This window comes from Nocardia sp. NPDC019323, from assembly GCF_044389845.1.
Lineage (GTDB): Bacteria > Actinomycetota > Actinomycetes > Mycobacteriales > Mycobacteriaceae > Nocardia > Nocardia implantans.
The window spans coordinates 136,543-154,441 of sequence record NZ_JBIRYN010000010.1; the positions used below are offsets into that span (position 1 = coordinate 136,543).

A 17,899-nucleotide genomic window follows, 5' to 3' on the forward strand; every position below is an offset into this window, starting at 1 on the left:
CTCATTGACGAAAGAGAGCGCGGAAAGGTAACAACGAGCAGGTCAAAGGGGTTTCCGGGTCAGTCCGGCCCGGCGCGGCCTTCGGGGTCGGCGCCCTTCGGCTCCTCGGCACGACGGGTGATGCCGTGTTCGGTGCCCTCGTCGGCCTCCTGGTCCGGCTCGGGATGCTCGGGCTCGAAGGTCGCCGGCAGGCCCTTGATGTGCCGGTTCATCGACCGGATCAGCAGGAAGGTGCCCGCGAGCAGGATCAGGACGATGACCAGGCCGAGCGGCGACGCCTTGCCGAACTCGGGGCCGGTCGGCGTCCCGGGTGTCTGGGCGAGCAGGACCAGCGTCACGACCGCTCGTCCTCGATGCCTGCGAACAGGTCGGTCTCCGGCAGCTCGGTGCGCACCCGGGTCTTGGCCAGCTCGAACTCCTCGGTCGGCCACAACCGCTGCTGCATCTCCATCGGGATGGCGAAGAACGCGCCGTTGGGGTCGATCTGCGTCGCGTGCGCGCGCAAGGCGTCGTCGCGCTGCGGGAAGTACTTGGCGCAGTCGATCTGGGTGGTGATCCGGGAGAACACGTCGCCGCGCTCGGCGGCGTACTTGCGCATCCGGTCCAGCCACTCCTGCAGCGGGAACGGCTCGCCGAGCCGCTCGTACTCCGCGGCGAAGATCTCCATCCGCTTCATGCTGAAGCCGTGGTCGTAGTACAGCTTGAGCGGCGTCCACGGCTCACCCGCGTCGGGGAACCGCTCGGGGTCGCCCGCCGCCTCGAACGCCGCCACCGACACCTCGTGGCAGCGGATGTGGTCGGGGTGCGGGTAGCCGCCGGTCTCGTCGTAGGTGGTCATCACGTGCGGCTTGAACTCGCGCACCACCCGCACCAGCGCCTCGGTGGCCTCCTCCAGCGGAACCAGCGCGAAGCTGCCCTCCGGCAGCGGCGGCAGCGGGTCGCCCTCGGGCAGGCCGGAGTCGACGAAACCGAGCCAGTGCTGGCGCACGCCGAGCGCACGGGCGGCGGCGGCCATCTCCTCGCGGCGGATCTCGTGGATCCGCTCCAGCACGCCGGGCGTGTCCATGGCCGGGTTGAGGATGCTTCCGCGCTCTCCGCCGGTCAGCGTCACGACGAGGACGTCGTGTCCTTCGTCGGCGTAACGGGCGGTCGTCGCGGCACCCTTGCTGGATTCGTCGTCTGGGTGGGCGTGCACCGCCATGAGGCGAAGGCCACTCACGTCTCGTTCTCCGTCGCTCTCGGTCGCGGGTGTCGGGGCTTCGTTACCTATAGTTCCATTCGACCCGCTTTTGTTCCGACGTACCCCCCGGGAGCGACCACCATGAGCCAGCCAGCGCCCGACAGCGGCGGTGACGCGAAGGCGGCGGCTGCGAGCGGTCCACCGGCCGACCGGTACGGCGCCGGGCCGCGCAAGCCGCGCCGCTGGATCGTGCCGGTGCTCGGCGTGCTGGTGGTGCTCGCCGGGCTCGGCGTGGCCTACCTGGGCTACCAGAAGTACGGGCCGGAGGACATCGAGGCCGAGCAGCTCGGCTACGTCGTCGTCGACGACTCGACCATGACCATCCGGCTGAAGGTCACCCGCGCCGACCCGCGGCAGCCGGTGGTGTGCTTCGTCCGGGCCATGGCCCGCGACGGTTCCGAACTCGGCCGCCGCGAGGTGCTGATCGAGCCGTCGAGCAGCGGAACGGTCGAGTTGACCACCGTCGTGCGGTCCTCCGCGCGGCCGGTGTCGGGCAGTGTGTACGCGTGCAGCGATCGGGTACCCAGCTATCTGCGAGTTGGCTGATTTCCGCGCATAAACCCGCGATTTAGCCGCGAAATCAACTCCGACCTGCACATTTGTGAATCATGCTAAAATGGCGTGATACACGGTTCCGAAGCTCGGAGCCGTGTTTGCTGCATTGGCGGCCAGCGCTGACGGTTCGGGCTTGCGAGCTCGCCCGAGACCAGGGCCTGTCGGGGTTCGATGAACTTCCCAGGATCGCTCTAGCCGTCGACTGGCGCGTGCCCGCTTTCGGGTGAGCACACGCCGGTGCTCAGGGAATCCCGGCCTGCCGGGAACAACTACTAGGGAGTGATCGAGATGACTGAGACGCAAGTGACCTGGCTGACCCCGGAGTCGCACGACAGGCTCAAGAGCGAACTCGACGCGCTCATCGCCAATCGTCCGGTCATCGCCGCCGAGATCAACGAACGCCGGGAAGAGGGCGACCTCAAGGAGAACGGCGGGTACCACGCGGCGCGCGAGGAGCAGGGTCAGCAGGAGGCGCGCATTCGCCAGCTGCAGGAGCTGCTGAACAACGCCAAGGTCGGCGTCGCGCCGACCAAGTCCGGCGTCGCGCTTCCCGGGTCGGTCGTCAAGGTCTACTACGACGGCGACGAGACGGACACCGAAACCTTCCTGATCGCCACCCGCGAGGAGGGTCTCCGCGATTCCAAGCTGGAGACGTACTCGCCGAACTCCCCGCTCGGCGGCGCGCTCATCGACGCCAAGGTGGGCGAGACCAGGGAATACACCTTGCCCAATGGGAACACGATGAAGGTCACCCTGCTCAGCGCCGAGCCCTACCACAGCTGACGCGCTCGGCCGCGCCGCCACGGCAGGCCGAAACCCCCGCGGACACGAGCGGCCGCGCCCGATCATCGGGTGCGGCCGCTTCCTCATGTCCGTGAACTTAGCTCAATGCCTGCTCGATGTCCGCAAGCAGGTCGCTGACATCCTCGATGCCGACCGAGAGCCGCACCAGATCCGCGGGAACCTCCAGCTCGGAACCCTCGGTGGACGCGTGCGTCATCGCGGCCGGATGCTCGATCAGCGACTCGATGCCACCCAGGGACTCGGCCAGGGTGAACACCTCGGTCCGCGCGCAGAACTTGCGCGCCGCCTCGACGTCGCCGCCCAGACGCACCGAGATCATCCCGCCGAAGCGCCGCATCTGCTTGGCCGCGACCGCATGGCCCGGGTGCTCCGGCAGGCCCGGGTAGATCACCTGGGAGATCGACGGGTGCCCGGACAGGAACTCCGCGATGGTCTCGGCGTTGTCGCAGTGCCGGTCCATGCGCAGGGCGAGGGTCTTGGCGCCGCGCAGGGTGAGGAACGCGTCGAACGGGCCCGGCACCGCGCCCGCGCCGTTCTGCAGGAACGCGAACGCCGCGTCGAGTTCCGGATCGTCGGTGATCAGCGCGCCGCCGATGACGTCGGAGTGTCCGCCGAGGTACTTGGTGGTGGAGTGCACCACGATGTCGGCGCCGAGCAGCAGCGGCTGCTGCAGGTAGGGCGTCGCGAAAGTGTTGTCGACGACGAGCTTCGCGCCCGCCGCGTGCGCGACGTCGGCCAGCGCGGGGATGTCGCCGATGCTCAGCAGCGGGTTGGTCGGGGTTTCGATCCACACCAGCTTGGTGTTCGGCCGGATCGCGGCGCGCATCTCGTCCACGTTGAACACGTGGGCGGGCGAGTGCTCGATGCCCCACTGGCTGAAGACCTTGTCGATCAGCCGGAAGGTGCCGCCGTAGGCGTCGTCGGGGATCACGATGTGATCGCCCGGACGCAACGTGGCCCGCAGCGCGCAGTCGGTCGCGGCCATGCCGGACGCGAACGCCCGGCCGTAGCGGCCCGATTCCAGCGCGGCGAGGTTCGCCTCCAGCACCGACCGCGTCGGGTTGCCGGTGCGGGCGTATTCGAAACCGCCGCGCAACCCGCCCACGCCGTCCTGGGCGAACGTCGAACTCGCGTAGATGGGCACATTCACCGCGCCGGTCTGCGGATCGGGTTCGTATCCGGCGTGCACGGCCCGTGTGGAGAATCCCAGCTCGCTCATGTGGTCAGCCTATCCGGGGCGATTCCCGGGCAACTTCCCGGTGTGTGCATACAGCGGGCGCGCGCGCAGGCGAATCGGGCGAATACGGACAATGGCGTCGGCGTAACGAGATCGAGCCTCTGATTTCGACCGAATTACGTCAAGGGCACTACCAGCTCGGAAATCTTGCGGTCAGGCAAGGGGCGTGAGTTCGGTCTCACTCTTCGGCCGCCCCTTTAGGCTGAGTCCATGGTCACTGTGGAAGAACTGTTCGCCACCGACGCGTTGCTGTCCGACGAGGAGCGCGAGATCCGGGATACCGTCGCCACCTTCGCGGCTCAGCGACTGCGCCCGCATGTCGCGGAGTGGTTCGAGGCGGGCACCTTCCCGGCCCGCGAGCTCGCCCCTGAGCTGGGTGCGTTGGGGCTGCTCGGCATGCATCTGGAGGGATACGGCTGCGCCGGCATGTCGGCGACCACCTACGGCCTGGCCTGTCAGGAGCTGGAGGCGGTGGACTCCGGTATCCGCAGCATGGTCTCGGTCCAGGGTTCGCTGGCGATGACCGCCATCCACAAATACGGCTCGGAGGAACAGAAGCAGCAGTGGCTGCCCGAGCTGGCGGCGGGCCGCGCCATCGGCTGCTTCGGGCTGACCGAGCCCGACTTCGGCTCGAACCCGGGCGGCATGCGCACCAGGGCCAAGCGCGACGGCGCCGATTGGGTGCTGAGCGGCTCGAAGATGTGGATCACCAACGGCTCGGTGAGCGATGTCGCGGTGGTCTGGGCGCAGACCGAAGACGAAGGCAAGCAGGTGATCCGGGGATTTCTGGTCCCGGCCGGAACGCCGGGGTTCACGGCGCGGGAGATGCGCCGCAAACTGTCGCTGCGCGCGTCGATCACCGCGGAGCTGGACCTCGACGACGTCCGCCTGCCCGCCGACGCGGTGCTGCCGGGGTCGCGCGGACTCGGCGCGCCGCTGGCCTGCCTGAGCGAGGCGCGCTTCGGCATCGTCTTCGGCGCGCTCGGCGCCGCGCGAGACTGCCTGGTGGCCACCATCGAGTACGCCAGGACCCGCGAGGTGTTCGACAAGCCGCTGGCCGCCTACCAGCTCACCCAGGCCAAGCTGGCCGACATGGCGCTGGAGTTCGGCAAGGGCCAGCTGCTCGCGCTGCACATCGGACGGCTGAAGGACCGCGGCGTGGTCACGCCGGAGCAGGTGAGCGCGGGCAAGCTGAACAGCACGCGCGAGGCCATAGCCATCGCCCGCGAGTGCCGGACCATCCTGGGCGCCAACGGCATCACGCTCGACTACCCGGTGCTGCGCCACGCGAACAATCTGGAGTCGGTGCTCACCTACGAAGGCACGGCGGAGGTGCACCAGCTCGTGCTCGGCCGGGCACTGACCGACGCCAACGCCTTCCGTTGACAACCGCGGCCGCGTCGCGCGATCCGGCGTCGCGCTGGGGCACCGAGCACGACGCCGGGGTCCCCGGCGAGAAGAGTGCGGATGGATTGCCGGATGCCGCTCGCTGATCGCATCGGCCCGAGTCCGCCCTCTCGGAGCCGGACCACCGTCCCGTAGCCGGTCGGACGCCGGCCCGTCGCGGCGCGGATCACGCTCTGCCGGAACGAGGTTCGGGCCTGCGCGAGACCCGCACGGACACTACTGTCGGTGCATGTCGTCGATCCGCGCCGCCGAGATTCTCGCGGCACTGTCGCTGACCACCGATCTCGCCACCGGGATGCCGTTCGAGAAGGGGCTGGCCACCTGCCTGGTCGCCACCGGCCTGGCCCAGCGGGTCGGGCTGCCGGAAGCCGAGGGCCGTGCGGTCTTCCATGCCGCGCTGCTCGGCGGCCTCGGATGCACCGGCCGCGCTTCGGAGAACGCGCAGGCGTACGCCGACGACATCGCCTTCCAGCGCGCCTGTCATGTGCTGGATCCGGGCGATTCCGTCGTCTTCACCGAGCAGCTGCGCCGGTTCGGCGGCTGGGCGCCCGCTGCCCAGTCGGCGCTGCGCAATCGGTTCGTCGCCCGGTTGCGGTCCGGCTCCCCGCAGGCACTGCGCTCGTCGAGCGAGGTCGTCGAGGCGCTCGGATCGCAGTTGAGTCTGCCGGACGCGGCCGTTCGCGCCTTGACCGAGGTGGAGGAACGCTGGGACGGACTGGGCGCGCCGAACCGGCTGCGCGGGGAATCCATCTCGCTCGCCGGCCGGATCCTGCACGTGGCCGAACAGGCGGTACTCGCGCTCGACTCGGTCGGAGAGGAACGCGCGACCGTCCCCGGCCACCGCGACGCGCAGCCGGTGGACCCGGCCGCCTCGCACGACCGGGCACGCTTCGCTCTCGGCGCCGTGGCGAGACGGCTGGACGTCGTTGTCGACGAGTTGCGGCGACGCGCCGGCGGACATCTCGATCCCGATCTGGTCGCCGTGTGCGACGCCGATGCCATCCGAGCGGTGCTCGACGTCCCCGACCTGCTGGCCGCTGTCCTCGCCGCGGAGCCGGGGACGCCGTCCTCGTTCCCGTCCGCGCGATGGGATCGGCCCGGCTCGGCGCTGGCCATGTTCGTCGATTTGAAAGGGCGGTACCTGCTCGGGCATTCGGCGCACGTGGCGGGGCTCGCCGATGCCGCGGCGGTCCGGATGGGCGTGCCCGCCGGGGAACGGGAGGCCCTGCGCGCCGCCGCCCTGCTGCACGACCTCGGCCGGGCCGCGGTGTCGAGCGCGGTCTGGGACCGACGCGGTCCGCTCGGATCGTGGGATTGGAAACGCGTTCGACTGTGCCGTTTTTGGACCGATCGCATCCTGCGGCGCTGCCCCGGGCTCGCGGCGCTGGCCGATCTCACGGCGGGGCGCCACGAACGACTCGACGGCAGCGGCTGTCCGCGGGGCGAACGCGACCCCGCACCCGGCGCCCGATTACTCGCGGCCGCAGAGGTTTTCGCGGCCTGCACCGAAGCGCGGCCTTATCGTCCCGCCGCCCGGCCCGAGGAAGCCGCCGCTCAGCTGGCGGCCGAGGTCGCGGCGGGCCGCCTGGACGGCGACGCCTGTGCCGCCGTCGTCCGGGCCGCCGCGGACGACGCCCCTCCCTTCCCCGCCGCCCACGGCCTGTCCGAAGCCGAGACCGACGTCCTCCGGCTGCGCGCCCGCGGCCGCTGCGGCCGTGAGATCGCCGCCGAACTGCTGCTGCCCGAACGCGCCGTCACCCAGCACCTGGCCGAAATCCGCGCCAAGACCGGCCACCACACCCGAGCGGGTGCGGCCGTCTTCGCGATGACCCACCACATCCTCCCCGGCTGACTCCCGCGCACCGATATACGTCCGCGCACCCGAAACGGACTGTGCGAAGAGCGTTCTCACCGGGGTGTGGAATCGGCGGCCAGCGCATTGTTACGTCTTGTCATTCAAGTGCCATGTGGGTGTCACCGGTAGGCCAGCGAAAGCGCGCATCATTCAAAGGGACCCGGCATTGGGGCGATGCCTCCACCCCCACACTATCGGAGGTGCACGATGCACAATTCGCCGATCGACCGCGACGCACGGCGGTCCGTTCCGAACGCACTGGGAGCCGGCCATGTTCGTGCGTGACCATCTGCCGCGGCGCCCGCACGGCGTCACACGGCCGCTGCCGGATCAGCGAGAACTGGTCGCCGCTTTCGGGGGCCACCCGAGCGAGTCGGCCGAAGACCACCCCCTGATCGGCTGGGCGAGCACACTGGCCGCGCTGCACCGGCAGCGGCATCGCGATCCGCTGGCCGCCGCCGGAATAGATTGCCGCCGCGCCGAACTGGTGGCCGCGATCGATGCGTGGGTGGTCGACCAGCTGCCGCGCAAGCGGGCAAATGACCATCTGCGCAGCGAGTCCATCGGCGCCACGGTCGACCGCATGGCCGCCGCCCATGTGCACGCCAGCCACCTGCTGCACACCGCGGAGAAGGTGTCCGACGCCCGGGTGCACGCCGCCTGGTACCGGCTGGCGCTGCTGGCCGACGAATGGACCGACCTGATCACCGGCGGCGTGCGCGAAACGGTCCGCGGTAGGAGACCGGCGTAGGCGCGCGGGCGGGACTCGCCGCACCGATCCGTGCGGCACGGCGAACCGGCCTCGGCTACTTCCCGATGTTGCCCGTGCTGAGGAAGCCGAGCAGGTCGTGGCGGGTGATCACGCCGACGGGCTTGCCGTCCTCGACGACCATCAGCGCGTCGGTGTCCGAGAGCGCCTTCGTCGCGGCGGAGATCGGCTCGCCGGAGCCGATCAGCGGGAACGACGGGCTCATGTGCTGGGCCACCGAATCGGTCAGATTGGCCCTGCCCTCGAAGACCGCCGACAGCAGGTCGCGCTCGGACACGCTGCCCGCGACCTCACCCGCCATGACCGGCGGCTCGGCGCCGACCACGGGCATCTGGGAGACGCCGTACTCGCGCAGGATCTCGATGGCGTCGCGCAGGGTTTCCGACGGGTGGGTGTGCACCAGGTCGGGCAGCTCCCCGGACTTGCCGCGCAGCACGTCGCCCACGAGCGGTTCCGCCGTGCCGTCCAGCCGTTCGCGCAGGAAGCCGTAGGAGCTCATCCACTCGTCGTTGAAGATCTTCGACAGGTAGCCGCGTCCGCCGTCGGGCAACAGCACCACGACCACCGCGTCCGGATCGCGCCGCGCCACCTCGACGGCGGCGACCACCGCCATGCCGCAGGAGCCGCCGACCAGCAGGCCTTCCTCGCGGGCCAGCCTGCGGGTCATCTCGAAGGAGTCCGCGTCGGAGACCGCGATGATCTCGTCCGGCACGGCGGGGTCGTAAGCCGACGGCCAGAAGTCCTCGCCGACGCCCTCGACCAGGTACGGCCGCCCGGTGCCGCCGGAGTACACCGAACCCTCCGGGTCGGCGCCGATGATCCGCACCTTCCCGCCGGAGACCTCCTTGAGGTAGCGGCCCGTGCCGGTGATGGTGCCGCCGGTGCCGACGCCCGCCACGAAGTGGGTGACCTTGCCGTCGGTGTCGCGCCAGATCTCCGGGCCGGTGGTCTCGTAGTGGCTTTCCGGGCCGCCCGGGTTGGAGTACTGATCCGGCTTCCACGCGCCGTCGATCTCGCGGACGAGCCGGTCGGAGACGCTGTAGTAGCTGTTCGGGTGGTCCGGCGGCACGGCGGTCGGGCAGACCACCACGTCGGCGCCGTAGGCGCGCAGCACGTTGCGCTTGTCCTCGCTGACCTTGTCCGGGCAGACGAACACGCACTTGTAGCCGCGCTGCTGGGCGACCAGGGCGAGGCCGACGCCGGTGTTGCCGGACGTGGGCTCGACGATGGTGCCGCCGGGCCGCAGCTTCCCGGACCGCTCCGCGGCGTCGATCATCTTCACCGCGATCCGGTCCTTCGAGCTGCCGCCCGGGTTCAGGTATTCGATCTTGGCCGCGACCAGCCCCGCGTTCGGTCCGACGACCGAGTTCAACCGGACCAGCGGCGTGTTGCCGATGAGATCCACGACATGATCCGCGATGCGCATGGCCCCCATAGTTCCAGACGCACTAACTGTGAGTTCGCGCACGCCACGTGCAGCGGGCCGGGACTACCGGCGAACCGGCCGCCGCCGCCTTAGGATCGCTGCCATGAGGCAGCCGAACATTGCCCGCGCCGCAACGCTTCTGGCCGGATCCGCGGTGGCCCTGGTGGTCGGATCCGGCGCGCACGCGGAGGCGGCCACCGTGGAATTCCCGCAGGTGCCGACGCTCGCGCGCGGCGGTCTGTGCTGGACAAGCATCCGCACCTGGGCCGATACCAGCCCGGAATGGCCGGGGCGGGCCATCCTCAACGTCCGGGCGCTCCCCGTGAACGGCATCGGGCCGGGTTCCTACCCGCTGGCGCCGCTGTGTGAGGTCCGCACCACCGTGGCGTGGCGCAACGTCACCACCGGCGCGACGGGCAGCTACGACAACATCGTGGTCACCGGCATCTACGGCAGCATCCAGTACGCGCTGTTCCAGGACACCGGCCCCGGTCTCGTGGAAGTCACCGTCACCACCGATGCGGCGAGCATCCCCGCTCGCGGCACGTTCGTGGTCCCGGGCTGATCCCTGCGGACGGGACGCACGTTCGGACTTCGGCCCGTCGATCCCGTCGAAGCACGGACCCAGGCACGGGTGAGCGATCCTGGCGGCTTCCGGCCACGCTCCCCAGGCGGCGGTGTGGTGTCCGTCGCCGCGTCCGCTGGAGCCGGCACGGGCCGTTGCCGGTCCCGCTCGTTCGCCGCTGGTCGACTCGGTGGATTCTCGTAAAATTCCTGGCGTGAGCGCATCTCGGTTTCCCTGGCGCACGGCCGCGCTGACCGGGGCCGCGGCCGTACTCGCCGGCTCCGGCGCTGGGACCGCTTGGTGGGCGACCTACCGCCTGCTCATGGCGCAGGCGGGTGTAGCGCGTGGAGTGATCGGCAGGGACACTTCGAAGCCACCCGAAGCGGACGGTATCTACACCCCGGGCTGCGCGGAGCCCGAGCCGTGGCGTGCGGGCAAGCAGGCCGATCTGCATCTGATGATCTTCGGCGATTCCACCGCGGCGGGCCTCGGCTGCACCGTGGCCGACGAGGTGCCGGGGGTGCGCCTGGCCCGGGGACTCGCCGATGCGACCGGGCAGCGGATCCGCCTGAGCACGAAAGCGATCTCCGGCGCCACTTCCAAGGGCCTGGCCGGGCAGGTGGACGCGATGTTCGTCGCGGGTCCGCCGCCGGATGCCGCGGTCATCCTCGTCGGCGCCAACGACGTCACCAAGAAGCACTCGATCCGTGCCTCCGCGCGCAGGCTCGCCGCCGCGATGGCCCGTTTGCGCCGTGCGGACGCGGTGGTGGTGGTCGGCACCTGCCCGAATCTGGGCACCGTCGCGGCCATCCCGCAGCCGCTGCGCATCGTGGTGCAGAACTGGAGCGTGCGGCTGGCCAAGGCGCAGGATGTCGCGACGACGGTCGCGGGAGGGCACCCCGTGCGCATGGGCTACCTGCTCGCTCCCGAGTTCCGCGCCGCACCGGAGCTGTTGTTCGCCGCCGACGGTTTCCACCCCTCGGCCGCGGGATACGAGCTGGCCGCCGGGCAATTGCTCCCGGTGCTGCTGGAAGCGCTGGGTGGGACGGGCGCTTCCGGTACTCGGCGACGGGACGTAGATTCGGTAAGAACCCGCGAGTAACAAGGGTTCGCCAGAACCGTCCGACCCAAGGAGTCCTCATGCCTGAGGCCGTCATCGTTTCGACCGCGCGCTCTCCGATCGGCCGGGCCCGTAAGGGTTCGCTGGTCGATATGCGGCCCGACGATCTGACCACGCAGATTGTGCGGGCAGCGCTCGACAAGGTGCCTGCCCTGGACCCCGCCCAGATCGATGACCTGATCCTGGGCTGCGGCTCGCCGGGCGGTGAGCAGGGCTTCAACATCGCCCGCGTCGTCGCCGTGCAGCTCGGTTACGACTTCGTGCCCGGCACCACCGTGCACCGCTACTGCGCCTCCTCCCTGCAGTCCACCCGGATGGCCTTCCACGCGATCAAGGCCGGTGAGGGTGATGTGTTCATCTCCGCCGGTGTGGAGACGGTGTCGCGGTATGTGAACGGGTCGGCCGACAGCTGGCCCAATACGCAGAACCCGCTGTTCGCCGAGGCGCAGGCGCGTACCGCGAAGACCGCAGAGGGCGGCGCGGGTATCTGGCACGATCCGCGTGAGGACGGCCTGATCCCGGATGTCTACATCGCGATGGGCCAGACCGCCGAGAACGTGGCGACCTCCACCGGGATCACCCGCGAGGATCAGGACCGCTGGGGCGTGCGTTCGCAGAACCGCGCCGAGGAAGCGATCAAGAACGGTTTCTTCGAACGCGAGATCACCCCGGTGACGCTGCCGGATGGCACCGTGGTCAGCAAGGACGACGGCCCGCGCACCGGGGTCACCTACGAGGCGGTCTCGGCGCTGAAGCCGGTGTTCCGCCCGGACGGCACCGTCACCGCGGGCAACTGTTGTCCGCTCAACGACGGCGCCGCCGCTTTGGTGATCATGTCCGACACCAAGGCCAAGGAACTCGGTTTGACGCCGCTGGCGCGGATCGTATCCACCGGTGTGTCCGGTCTGTCGCCGGAGATCATGGGCCTGGGCCCGATCGAGGCGTGCAAGCGGGCGCTGGCGCTGGCGGGCAAGACCATCGACGACATCGACCTGGTCGAGATCAACGAAGCGTTCGCGGTGCAGGTGCTCGGCTCGGCGCGGGAGCTGAAGATCGATGAGGACAAGCTGAACGTTTCCGGCGGCGCGATCGCCCTGGGCCACCCGTTCGGCATGACCGGCGCCCGCATCACCACCACGCTGATCAACAACCTGCAGACCCACGACAAGCAGTTCGGTCTGGAGACCATGTGCGTCGGCGGCGGCCAGGGCATGGCGATGGTCATCGAACGTTTGAGCTGACCCACACACGAAGGGGCGGTCGCCGGACATCCCGGCGACCGCCCCTTCGTCGTATGGCTAGTCGTTCTGGAAGTAGCTCAGCAGCCGCAGGATCTCGACGTACAGCCAGACCAGGGTGACGGTGAGGCCGAGGGCGACGCCCCAGGCCGCCCGCTCCGGAGCCTGCGCGCGGATCAGCTGATCGGCGGCGTCGAAGTCGAGCAGGAAGCTGAACGCGGCGATGGCGATGACCACCAGGCTGAACACGATCGCCAGCGGGCCGCCGTCCCGCAGGCCGAGGCCGCCGTCGATGAAGAAGCTGGCGACCAGGTTGCCCAGCATCAGGACCAGGATGCCGATCATGGCGCCGACGATGATCCTGGTGAATCGCGGCGTGACGCGGATGGCGCCGGTCTTGTAGACCACCAGCATGCCCGCGAAGACACCGAAGGTGCCCAGCACCGCCTGGCCGATCAGCGCGCTACCGCCGACCCCGCCGAACTCGATATTGGTGAACATGAACGACAGCGCGCCGAGGAAAAGGCCCTCGGCCACGGCGTAGGACAGCACGATCGCCGGGTTGTCCATCTTGTTCGCGAAGGTCGCGATCAGCACGAGCACCAGGCCGACCAGGCCGCCGCCGATCACGAACAGCGGCGCGAGCGAGGTGTTCGCGTTGGTGAGGCCGTAGGAGACGATGGCGGACAGTGCGAGCACCGCGAGGGTGATGCCCGTCTTCGTCACCACGTCGTCGATGGTCATCGACCTGGTGGTGGGGGGAGCCTGCTGGTAGGGCTGCGGATACTGGCCGTACTGCTGCGGGTACTGGCCGTACTGGTTGCCGAACTGGCCCGCGGAAGTCACGCCGGAACCGAAGCTGGCGTATCCACCGCCCTCCTGCCTTGGCAGGTTCCTGAAAACCGGATTGCTCGTGGTACGCATGTGAACGGCGTCCCTTTCTGGAGTCGTTGCCGCTGTTCATCGAGTGGTTCACTCGATATCCAACTGCCCTGTCCAACGTTTGTCATCCGTCGCGAGTTCCCGGGGAGTCGCACAGAGCCGGACAAATCGGACTCTACCGCTGTCGTGGGTCGTGCAGACCACGCACCGACCGAGTGACGGTGAATTTCCGGTTCCGGCCCATCACATCGGTCCGGCCCACCATCCGTTCGACCACCGCTCGATAGTTCAGATGCGAGTTGTACACCGTCCACAGCTCACCGCCGGGCCGCAACACCCGCCCGGTCTCGGCGAACATCTTGATCGCCGATCCGGTGTGCACCGCGGCGCCGATATGGAACGGCGGATTGCACAGGACGAGATCCGCGCTGTTGTCCGCGGCCGAGGACATGGCGTCGTCGCGCACAACGCACACCCGGTCGGCGACGCCGTTCGCCTCGGTGGTGGCCCGCGCCGAGGCGACCGCGGCGGCGGACTGATCGGTGGCGATCACCTTGATGCCCGGCCGCGCCGTGGCCAGCGCGACGGCGAGGATGCCGGTGCCGCAGCCGAGATCGATGGCGTCGCGCGCGTCCGGCTTCATGAGTTTCAGATGCTCGAGCAGGAACCTGGTGCCGATGTCCAGGCGCGCTCCGGAGAACGCGGCGCCGTGCGCGACTACGTCGAGACCGAGTTCCTCCAGCCGATCACGCACCGGGAACGGCCGTTCGGCGACGGGTTTCGGTCCCGCCACCAGCAAGGTCCGCGACTTCTGCCTGCCACGGCTGGCCCGCACTTCGGAGAACGATTGCGCGAGAACATCGTTCATCGACTTGGTCAGATACTTGTCCCGGCCGCCCGCGAACACCTCCACCGCCGGATCCGCGTAGCGCGCGATGGCGTCGGCGATCTCGGCCAGCCCGGCCAGCATCCGGGGCAGGCGAAGCAGCACCACCCGGGCATCACGCAGCAATCCGGGGCCGAGCGGATGTGCCGTGTAGCGATCCGACAAGCCGGCCGCGCGGGCGTTGTTGGACAGGGCGAGTTCGCCGGTGAGCAAGTCCTGATGCACCCGGACGTCGCGCAGATCGTGCCCCGCGATGGCGCCGAGGGTCAGTGCGCCATAAGCGTCACCGATAATGGCTACTTTCCCGCTATCGGCAGTCGCGAGGGCGTCGGCCGCGACGTCGAGGATCAGCCGGTCAGCGGCGTCCACGGCGTAGAGGTTCAGCGCCTCCACGTCCGGATACCGCCGCAACCGGCCAAGTACGTCCTCGACATTTCCCACACCTCAAGTGTGCTAGATCGTTGCCGAATACTTGCGGCCACCCCGCCCTATCGATCTCGCCGAATTCTCGGCACGGTCGATAGGGCGCGGAAGTACGTCGCGGCAAGGGGTTTCGCGGGCGAATCGAACGACCTCGTGACAACGGGGAAGAATGATTCCGAGTTCGACAACCGAGGTCACAGATATTCGACGGCAGGAGCGCGGCACCGGTCGCGCGGCGCGTGCTTCCGGATTCCCGGAGAGCACCGAAAGTTCGATCGACGCGCTCGGTATACCTGGAGACCTGCCCGGTAGCCACGGGTTCCGCCGCAGCCTGGTGTGTTCCATGCACTGGAGCGGCGGCGGACGGACGTGTGGGCCACACCGCGGCTCTACCGAAGCCTTTGGCTCGCAGAGGGACACAATATTCATCCGAAGCGCCGATCCACTCGCTCTCGGCGGGGGCGACCCCCGCCGATGATCGCTCCACTGGCGACGGTAGGACTTTCACCTGCCATGGCAATCAGTTGGCGATTGACCGGCCTGGACAGCCGATCACTCGAGGTGCACCGGTTCCCGCCCACGCGCGGAGGGCACCGACAATCTTTGGCGAATGCCCCGCAACGCTCTCCGGTTGCGCCGTTCGCGGCCTTCCGCTGAGTAGCATCGGGCCATGCGCAACAGGATGGTGCTCATGGTCGCGGTCGCGACGGCACTGCTCGCGGGCTGCGGGGAGGACGAGTCGGCACCGGGTCTTCCGGCCGCGCCGACCACCGCTACGCCCGCGGAGGTCGCGCAGGCGCCCGCCACCGGGGACGCCGCACCGAAGGAGGGTAAGCCTTCCGGCGACGCCGCGCTCACGGTGACCGACGTCCGCTTGGGGCGTCAGCCCGGCTTCGATCGCGTGGTCTACGAGTTGGGCGGGGTCGGCACGCCCGGCTGGATCGTCCGCTACACCGACCGCGCGGTGCAGGACGCCAGCGGCAATCCCGTGGACGTGGCGGGCCGATCGATCCTGGAAGTACGCATCCTCGGCTCGGCGTACCCCTTCGACAGTGGCGTGACGCCGTACGAGGGCCCCGACCCCGCCGTCGATCCGGCGGTCCCCGGCATCGCGGGCGTCTACCGGACCACGGTCTTCGAGGGCGTGACGCAGTCGTTCATCGGCGTGCAGTCCGACCGGCCCGCCTTCACCGTCACCACCCTCTCCAACCCGACACGGTTGGTCGTCGATATCGCTGACTAAATACCCGTACCGCCAACGGGTATACCCACGGGTAGACTCGGTGCTCGTGGTCGAACGCACCGTACTTCCCGCCGCCGGGCTCGCCCGGGTCCTCGGGATGCTGGCGTTGCTCGCCGGGGTCGTCGCGATGCACTCGGCGGTCTTCGGACTTCCCGGCCACACGGCAGGCGCACACACCGCCCTCGCGCCCACTTCCGTAGCGGCACCCGGCGGACCAACTGTCGCCGCGTCCGCCGCAGGGCATGCGTCCGGCTCACCTCATCGGCACGCGACACTGCCGCCCACGGGCAACGCCGCAATCGACCACAACCCACTCCCACCACACACGGACGACGCCGCGACCGCCCACGACCCACTTCCGCCGCGCAACCCGCCGTCGGCAACGCACAACGCCACAACCGCCCACAACGCGCTGCCACCACACGGCCCACAGGCACCCGCAGGCACCGCTGCGACCGCCCGCGACCCGCTACCGCCGCAGGCTCGGGCGCACCGCGACAACCAGGAAGTCTCCGGCGCGCCGATGGCAACTTCCGGCGACTCGTCTCCGCAAGCCGTCTGGGCGACCGTCACGGCGAAGATCTCCCCCTGCGCGGACGGCGGGTGCGACGGCGCGCACAGCGCACTGCACGGCTGTGTGTTCATCTTGGTTGCTTCGATCGCATCGGCCGCGTTGGTGCTGCTTCTCCGGTTGGCGGTCGATCGTCCCGGTGGTGGCGCGGCGCGCCCGCGGCACTGGCGGGCGCGGCGGGAACGGCCGCCGCCATGGACCGTGCTCACCTTGGCCGAACTGGCGATTCTGCGGATCTGACAGGTCCGCCGCCGCCGTGTGTCCGAACCACGGTGGCGGCGCTGTCCACTCCATCCTCAGACTTCCGCACTTCGCAAGGAGCGACCCATGTTCATCACTCGCACCCGATCGGCCCTCGCGCTCGCCGCCGTGGCCGCGGTGAGCCTCGCCGGATGCGGCGACGCCGACACCGGACACACCACCGAGCACGGTCCATCGACCACCACGTCGGCCGTCACGACCACGCCCGCCCACGCCGAGCACAACGACGCCGACGTGATGTTCCTGCAGATGATGTACCCGCATCACGCTCAAGCCGTGGAAATGGCACGGCTGGTGCCGAGCCATACCGACAATCAGCAGTTGCGGGCGCTCGCCACTCAGATCGAGCAAGCACAGGCGCCGGAGATGCAGCAGATCACCACCCTTTTGCAGAGCTTCGGCCAACCGGCGCCCACCGCGACCGAGGGGCACGGCGGCCATGACATGCCCGGCATGATGTCCGCCGAACAGATGGCGGCGCTGGGCGCGGCTTCGGGTCCCGACTTCGACCGCCAGTGGCTGACCATGATGATCGAGCACCACGCGGGCGCGATCACCATGGCCGAGACCGAGCTGGCCCAGGGTGAGAACGCCGACGCCAAGGCGCTCGCCGAGCGGATCATCGCCGCTCAGCGGGCCGAGATCAACCAGATGCGGGCCATGCTCGGCCAGAGCTGACCCGTGGCTCCGCGCCGATATCGGTTGTCCATCGATATCGGCTCGGGCCCGCGCGGTGAGCCCGCGCGACGTACGGTCGGATCGTCCGGCTCCGTTCATCCGTCCCGGCCGGACTTCCGAGGGGAGCGAGGGACCGATCATGCGACGACTCGAACGCGCGGGCCTGCTGGCGGCCGCGACGGCCGCCGCGGCGGGCGCGCTGACCATCGGCGCCTGCGCACAGCAGATCTCCGGCACGGCGGAGGTCAACCGGACCGATCTGGCCGCCTACGCCTCGGAGGTCACCTCCTCCTCTGCCGCCGCCTCGTCGTCCCGGGCCGCCGCAGCCGAACGCGCCACCGGATCGGCCTGTGACGCTTTCCTGGCCGCGAACGGCAGCTCCGTGCGGGCGTTCAACGACTACATCGATGCCAGCAACACGAAGGGCCGCGGCGACCCCGATACGAACGGCAAAGCCGACACCGCGGTCACCACGCTGCGCAACAACGCGCGCTCGGTGGACCAGAGCGTGACAAGAGAAGTGCCGTCCGTGGTCGCCACCCCGCTGCGCGCCTACCGCGACGACACCAACGCCTTGGCCGACACGCTCGCCCGCCGCGCCGACACCGACACCCTGAACGCGGCGATCGACCGGTTCAACGCCACCAAGAACACCGCCCTGACCGCCTGCCAGGGGCACGGCACCCGCTGATCGGCGCGGGCGGCCGGCACCAGACGCAGGTTGCGAGTCAGGGCCTCG

General features: G+C 69.5%; 18 protein-coding genes. 12 read left to right on the forward strand and 6 right to left on the reverse strand.

What is annotated here, in order from left to right; all coding sequences use genetic code 11:
• Positions 1 to 59: 59 nt before the first annotated feature.
• Positions 60 to 338 (reverse strand): hypothetical protein, encoded by a 279-nt coding sequence (locus ACH49X_RS29070; protein ID WP_195082530.1) that lies wholly within the window; start codon positions 336 to 338, stop codon positions 60 to 62.
• Positions 335 to 1,201, reverse strand: coding sequence for a mycothiol conjugate amidase Mca (gene mca / locus ACH49X_RS29075; RefSeq protein WP_195082657.1), 867 nt, complete (start codon positions 1,199 to 1,201; stop codon positions 335 to 337). Before mca ends, ACH49X_RS29070 begins: the two co-directional genes overlap by 4 nt.
• A gap of 120 nt (positions 1,202 to 1,321) precedes the next feature.
• Between mca and ACH49X_RS29080 the strand changes: the two genes are divergently transcribed.
• Together ACH49X_RS29080 and greA are read left to right on the forward strand one after the other, a co-directional pair.
• Positions 1,322 to 1,786, forward strand: coding sequence for a DUF4307 domain-containing protein (locus ACH49X_RS29080; protein WP_195082529.1), 465 nt, complete (start codon positions 1,322 to 1,324; stop codon positions 1,784 to 1,786).
• Positions 1,787 to 2,083: 297 nt separating this feature from the next.
• Positions 2,084 to 2,578, forward strand: a complete 495-nt coding sequence (gene greA / locus ACH49X_RS29085; protein ID WP_028477722.1) for a transcription elongation factor GreA — start codon at positions 2,084 to 2,086, stop codon at positions 2,576 to 2,578.
• Between the two features lie 97 nt (positions 2,579 to 2,675).
• On the opposite strand, the gene ACH49X_RS29090 is transcribed toward greA, so the two are convergent.
• Positions 2,676 to 3,818: a cystathionine gamma-synthase gene (locus tag ACH49X_RS29090; RefSeq protein WP_195082528.1), complete on the reverse strand. Its 1,143-nt coding sequence runs from the start codon at positions 3,816 to 3,818 to the stop codon at positions 2,676 to 2,678.
• Between the two features lie 228 nt (positions 3,819 to 4,046).
• On the opposite strand from ACH49X_RS29090, the gene ACH49X_RS29095 reads away from it, so the two are divergent.
• The 3 genes from ACH49X_RS29095 (at position 4,047) to ACH49X_RS29105 (ending at position 7,849) form a co-directional block, all read left to right on the forward strand.
• Complete coding sequence (locus ACH49X_RS29095; protein WP_357208253.1) at positions 4,047 to 5,222, forward strand: acyl-CoA dehydrogenase family protein; 1,176 nt, start codon at positions 4,047 to 4,049, stop codon at positions 5,220 to 5,222.
• Between the two features lie 250 nt (positions 5,223 to 5,472).
• Positions 5,473 to 7,095: an HD domain-containing phosphohydrolase gene (locus tag ACH49X_RS29100; protein WP_357208250.1), complete on the forward strand. Its 1,623-nt coding sequence runs from the start codon at positions 5,473 to 5,475 to the stop codon at positions 7,093 to 7,095.
• A 274-nt stretch (positions 7,096 to 7,369) separates the two neighbouring features.
• Positions 7,370 to 7,849 carry a DUF4254 domain-containing protein gene (locus ACH49X_RS29105; protein ID WP_195082525.1) on the forward strand — a complete coding sequence of 160 codons (480 nt, stop codon included), beginning with the start codon at positions 7,370 to 7,372 and terminating at the stop codon, positions 7,847 to 7,849.
• Positions 7,850 to 7,904: 55 nt separating this feature from the next.
• On the opposite strand, the gene ACH49X_RS29110 is transcribed toward ACH49X_RS29105, so the two are convergent.
• A complete protein-coding gene (locus ACH49X_RS29110) occupies positions 7,905 to 9,293 on the reverse strand; it encodes a cystathionine beta-synthase (protein ID WP_195082524.1) in 1,389 nt (462 codons plus the stop codon).
• A 103-nt stretch (positions 9,294 to 9,396) separates the two neighbouring features.
• On the opposite strand from ACH49X_RS29110, the gene ACH49X_RS29115 reads away from it, so the two are divergent.
• The 3 genes from ACH49X_RS29115 (at position 9,397) to ACH49X_RS29125 (ending at position 12,219) form a co-directional block, all read left to right on the forward strand.
• Entirely contained in the window at positions 9,397 to 9,858 is a 462-nt protein-coding gene (locus ACH49X_RS29115; protein ID WP_195082523.1) for a hypothetical protein, read from the forward strand.
• Positions 9,859 to 10,072: 214 nt separating this feature from the next.
• Positions 10,073 to 10,960 carry an SGNH/GDSL hydrolase family protein gene (locus ACH49X_RS29120; protein ID WP_357208247.1) on the forward strand — a complete coding sequence of 296 codons (888 nt, stop codon included), beginning with the start codon at positions 10,073 to 10,075 and terminating at the stop codon, positions 10,958 to 10,960.
• A 38-nt stretch (positions 10,961 to 10,998) separates the two neighbouring features.
• Positions 10,999 to 12,219 (forward strand): acetyl-CoA C-acetyltransferase, encoded by a 1,221-nt coding sequence (locus ACH49X_RS29125; protein WP_357208244.1) that lies wholly within the window; start codon positions 10,999 to 11,001, stop codon positions 12,217 to 12,219.
• Between the two features lie 57 nt (positions 12,220 to 12,276).
• Here the strand turns inward: ACH49X_RS29125 and ACH49X_RS29130 are convergent, their stop codons facing one another.
• Together ACH49X_RS29130 and ACH49X_RS29135 are read right to left on the reverse strand one after the other, a co-directional pair.
• Positions 12,277 to 13,140 carry a Bax inhibitor-1/YccA family protein gene (locus tag ACH49X_RS29130; RefSeq protein ID WP_067809325.1) on the reverse strand — a complete coding sequence of 288 codons (864 nt, stop codon included), beginning with the start codon at positions 13,138 to 13,140 and terminating at the stop codon, positions 12,277 to 12,279.
• A 133-nt stretch (positions 13,141 to 13,273) separates the two neighbouring features.
• Complete coding sequence (locus ACH49X_RS29135; RefSeq protein WP_357208242.1) at positions 13,274 to 14,425, reverse strand: methyltransferase; 1,152 nt, start codon at positions 14,423 to 14,425, stop codon at positions 13,274 to 13,276.
• Positions 14,426 to 15,077: 652 nt separating this feature from the next.
• Between ACH49X_RS29135 and ACH49X_RS29140 the strand changes: the two genes are divergently transcribed.
• The 4 genes from ACH49X_RS29140 to ACH49X_RS29155 all read left to right on the forward strand — a co-directional run bounded on the left by ACH49X_RS29140 (position 15,078) and on the right by ACH49X_RS29155 (position 17,851).
• On the forward strand, positions 15,078 to 15,650 hold the full coding sequence (locus ACH49X_RS29140) for a hypothetical protein (RefSeq protein WP_195082519.1): 573 nt from the start codon (positions 15,078 to 15,080) through the stop codon (positions 15,648 to 15,650).
• Positions 15,651 to 15,696: 46 nt separating this feature from the next.
• Positions 15,697 to 16,461, forward strand: a complete 765-nt coding sequence (locus ACH49X_RS29145) for a hypothetical protein (protein ID WP_195082518.1) — start codon at positions 15,697 to 15,699, stop codon at positions 16,459 to 16,461.
• Between the two features lie 87 nt (positions 16,462 to 16,548).
• A complete protein-coding gene (locus ACH49X_RS29150) occupies positions 16,549 to 17,160 on the forward strand; it encodes a DUF305 domain-containing protein (RefSeq protein ID WP_195082517.1) in 612 nt (203 codons plus the stop codon).
• Positions 17,161 to 17,299: 139 nt separating this feature from the next.
• Positions 17,300 to 17,851 carry a hypothetical protein gene (locus ACH49X_RS29155; protein ID WP_357208240.1) on the forward strand — a complete coding sequence of 184 codons (552 nt, stop codon included), beginning with the start codon at positions 17,300 to 17,302 and terminating at the stop codon, positions 17,849 to 17,851.
• Positions 17,852 to 17,899: the final 48 nt, after the last annotated feature.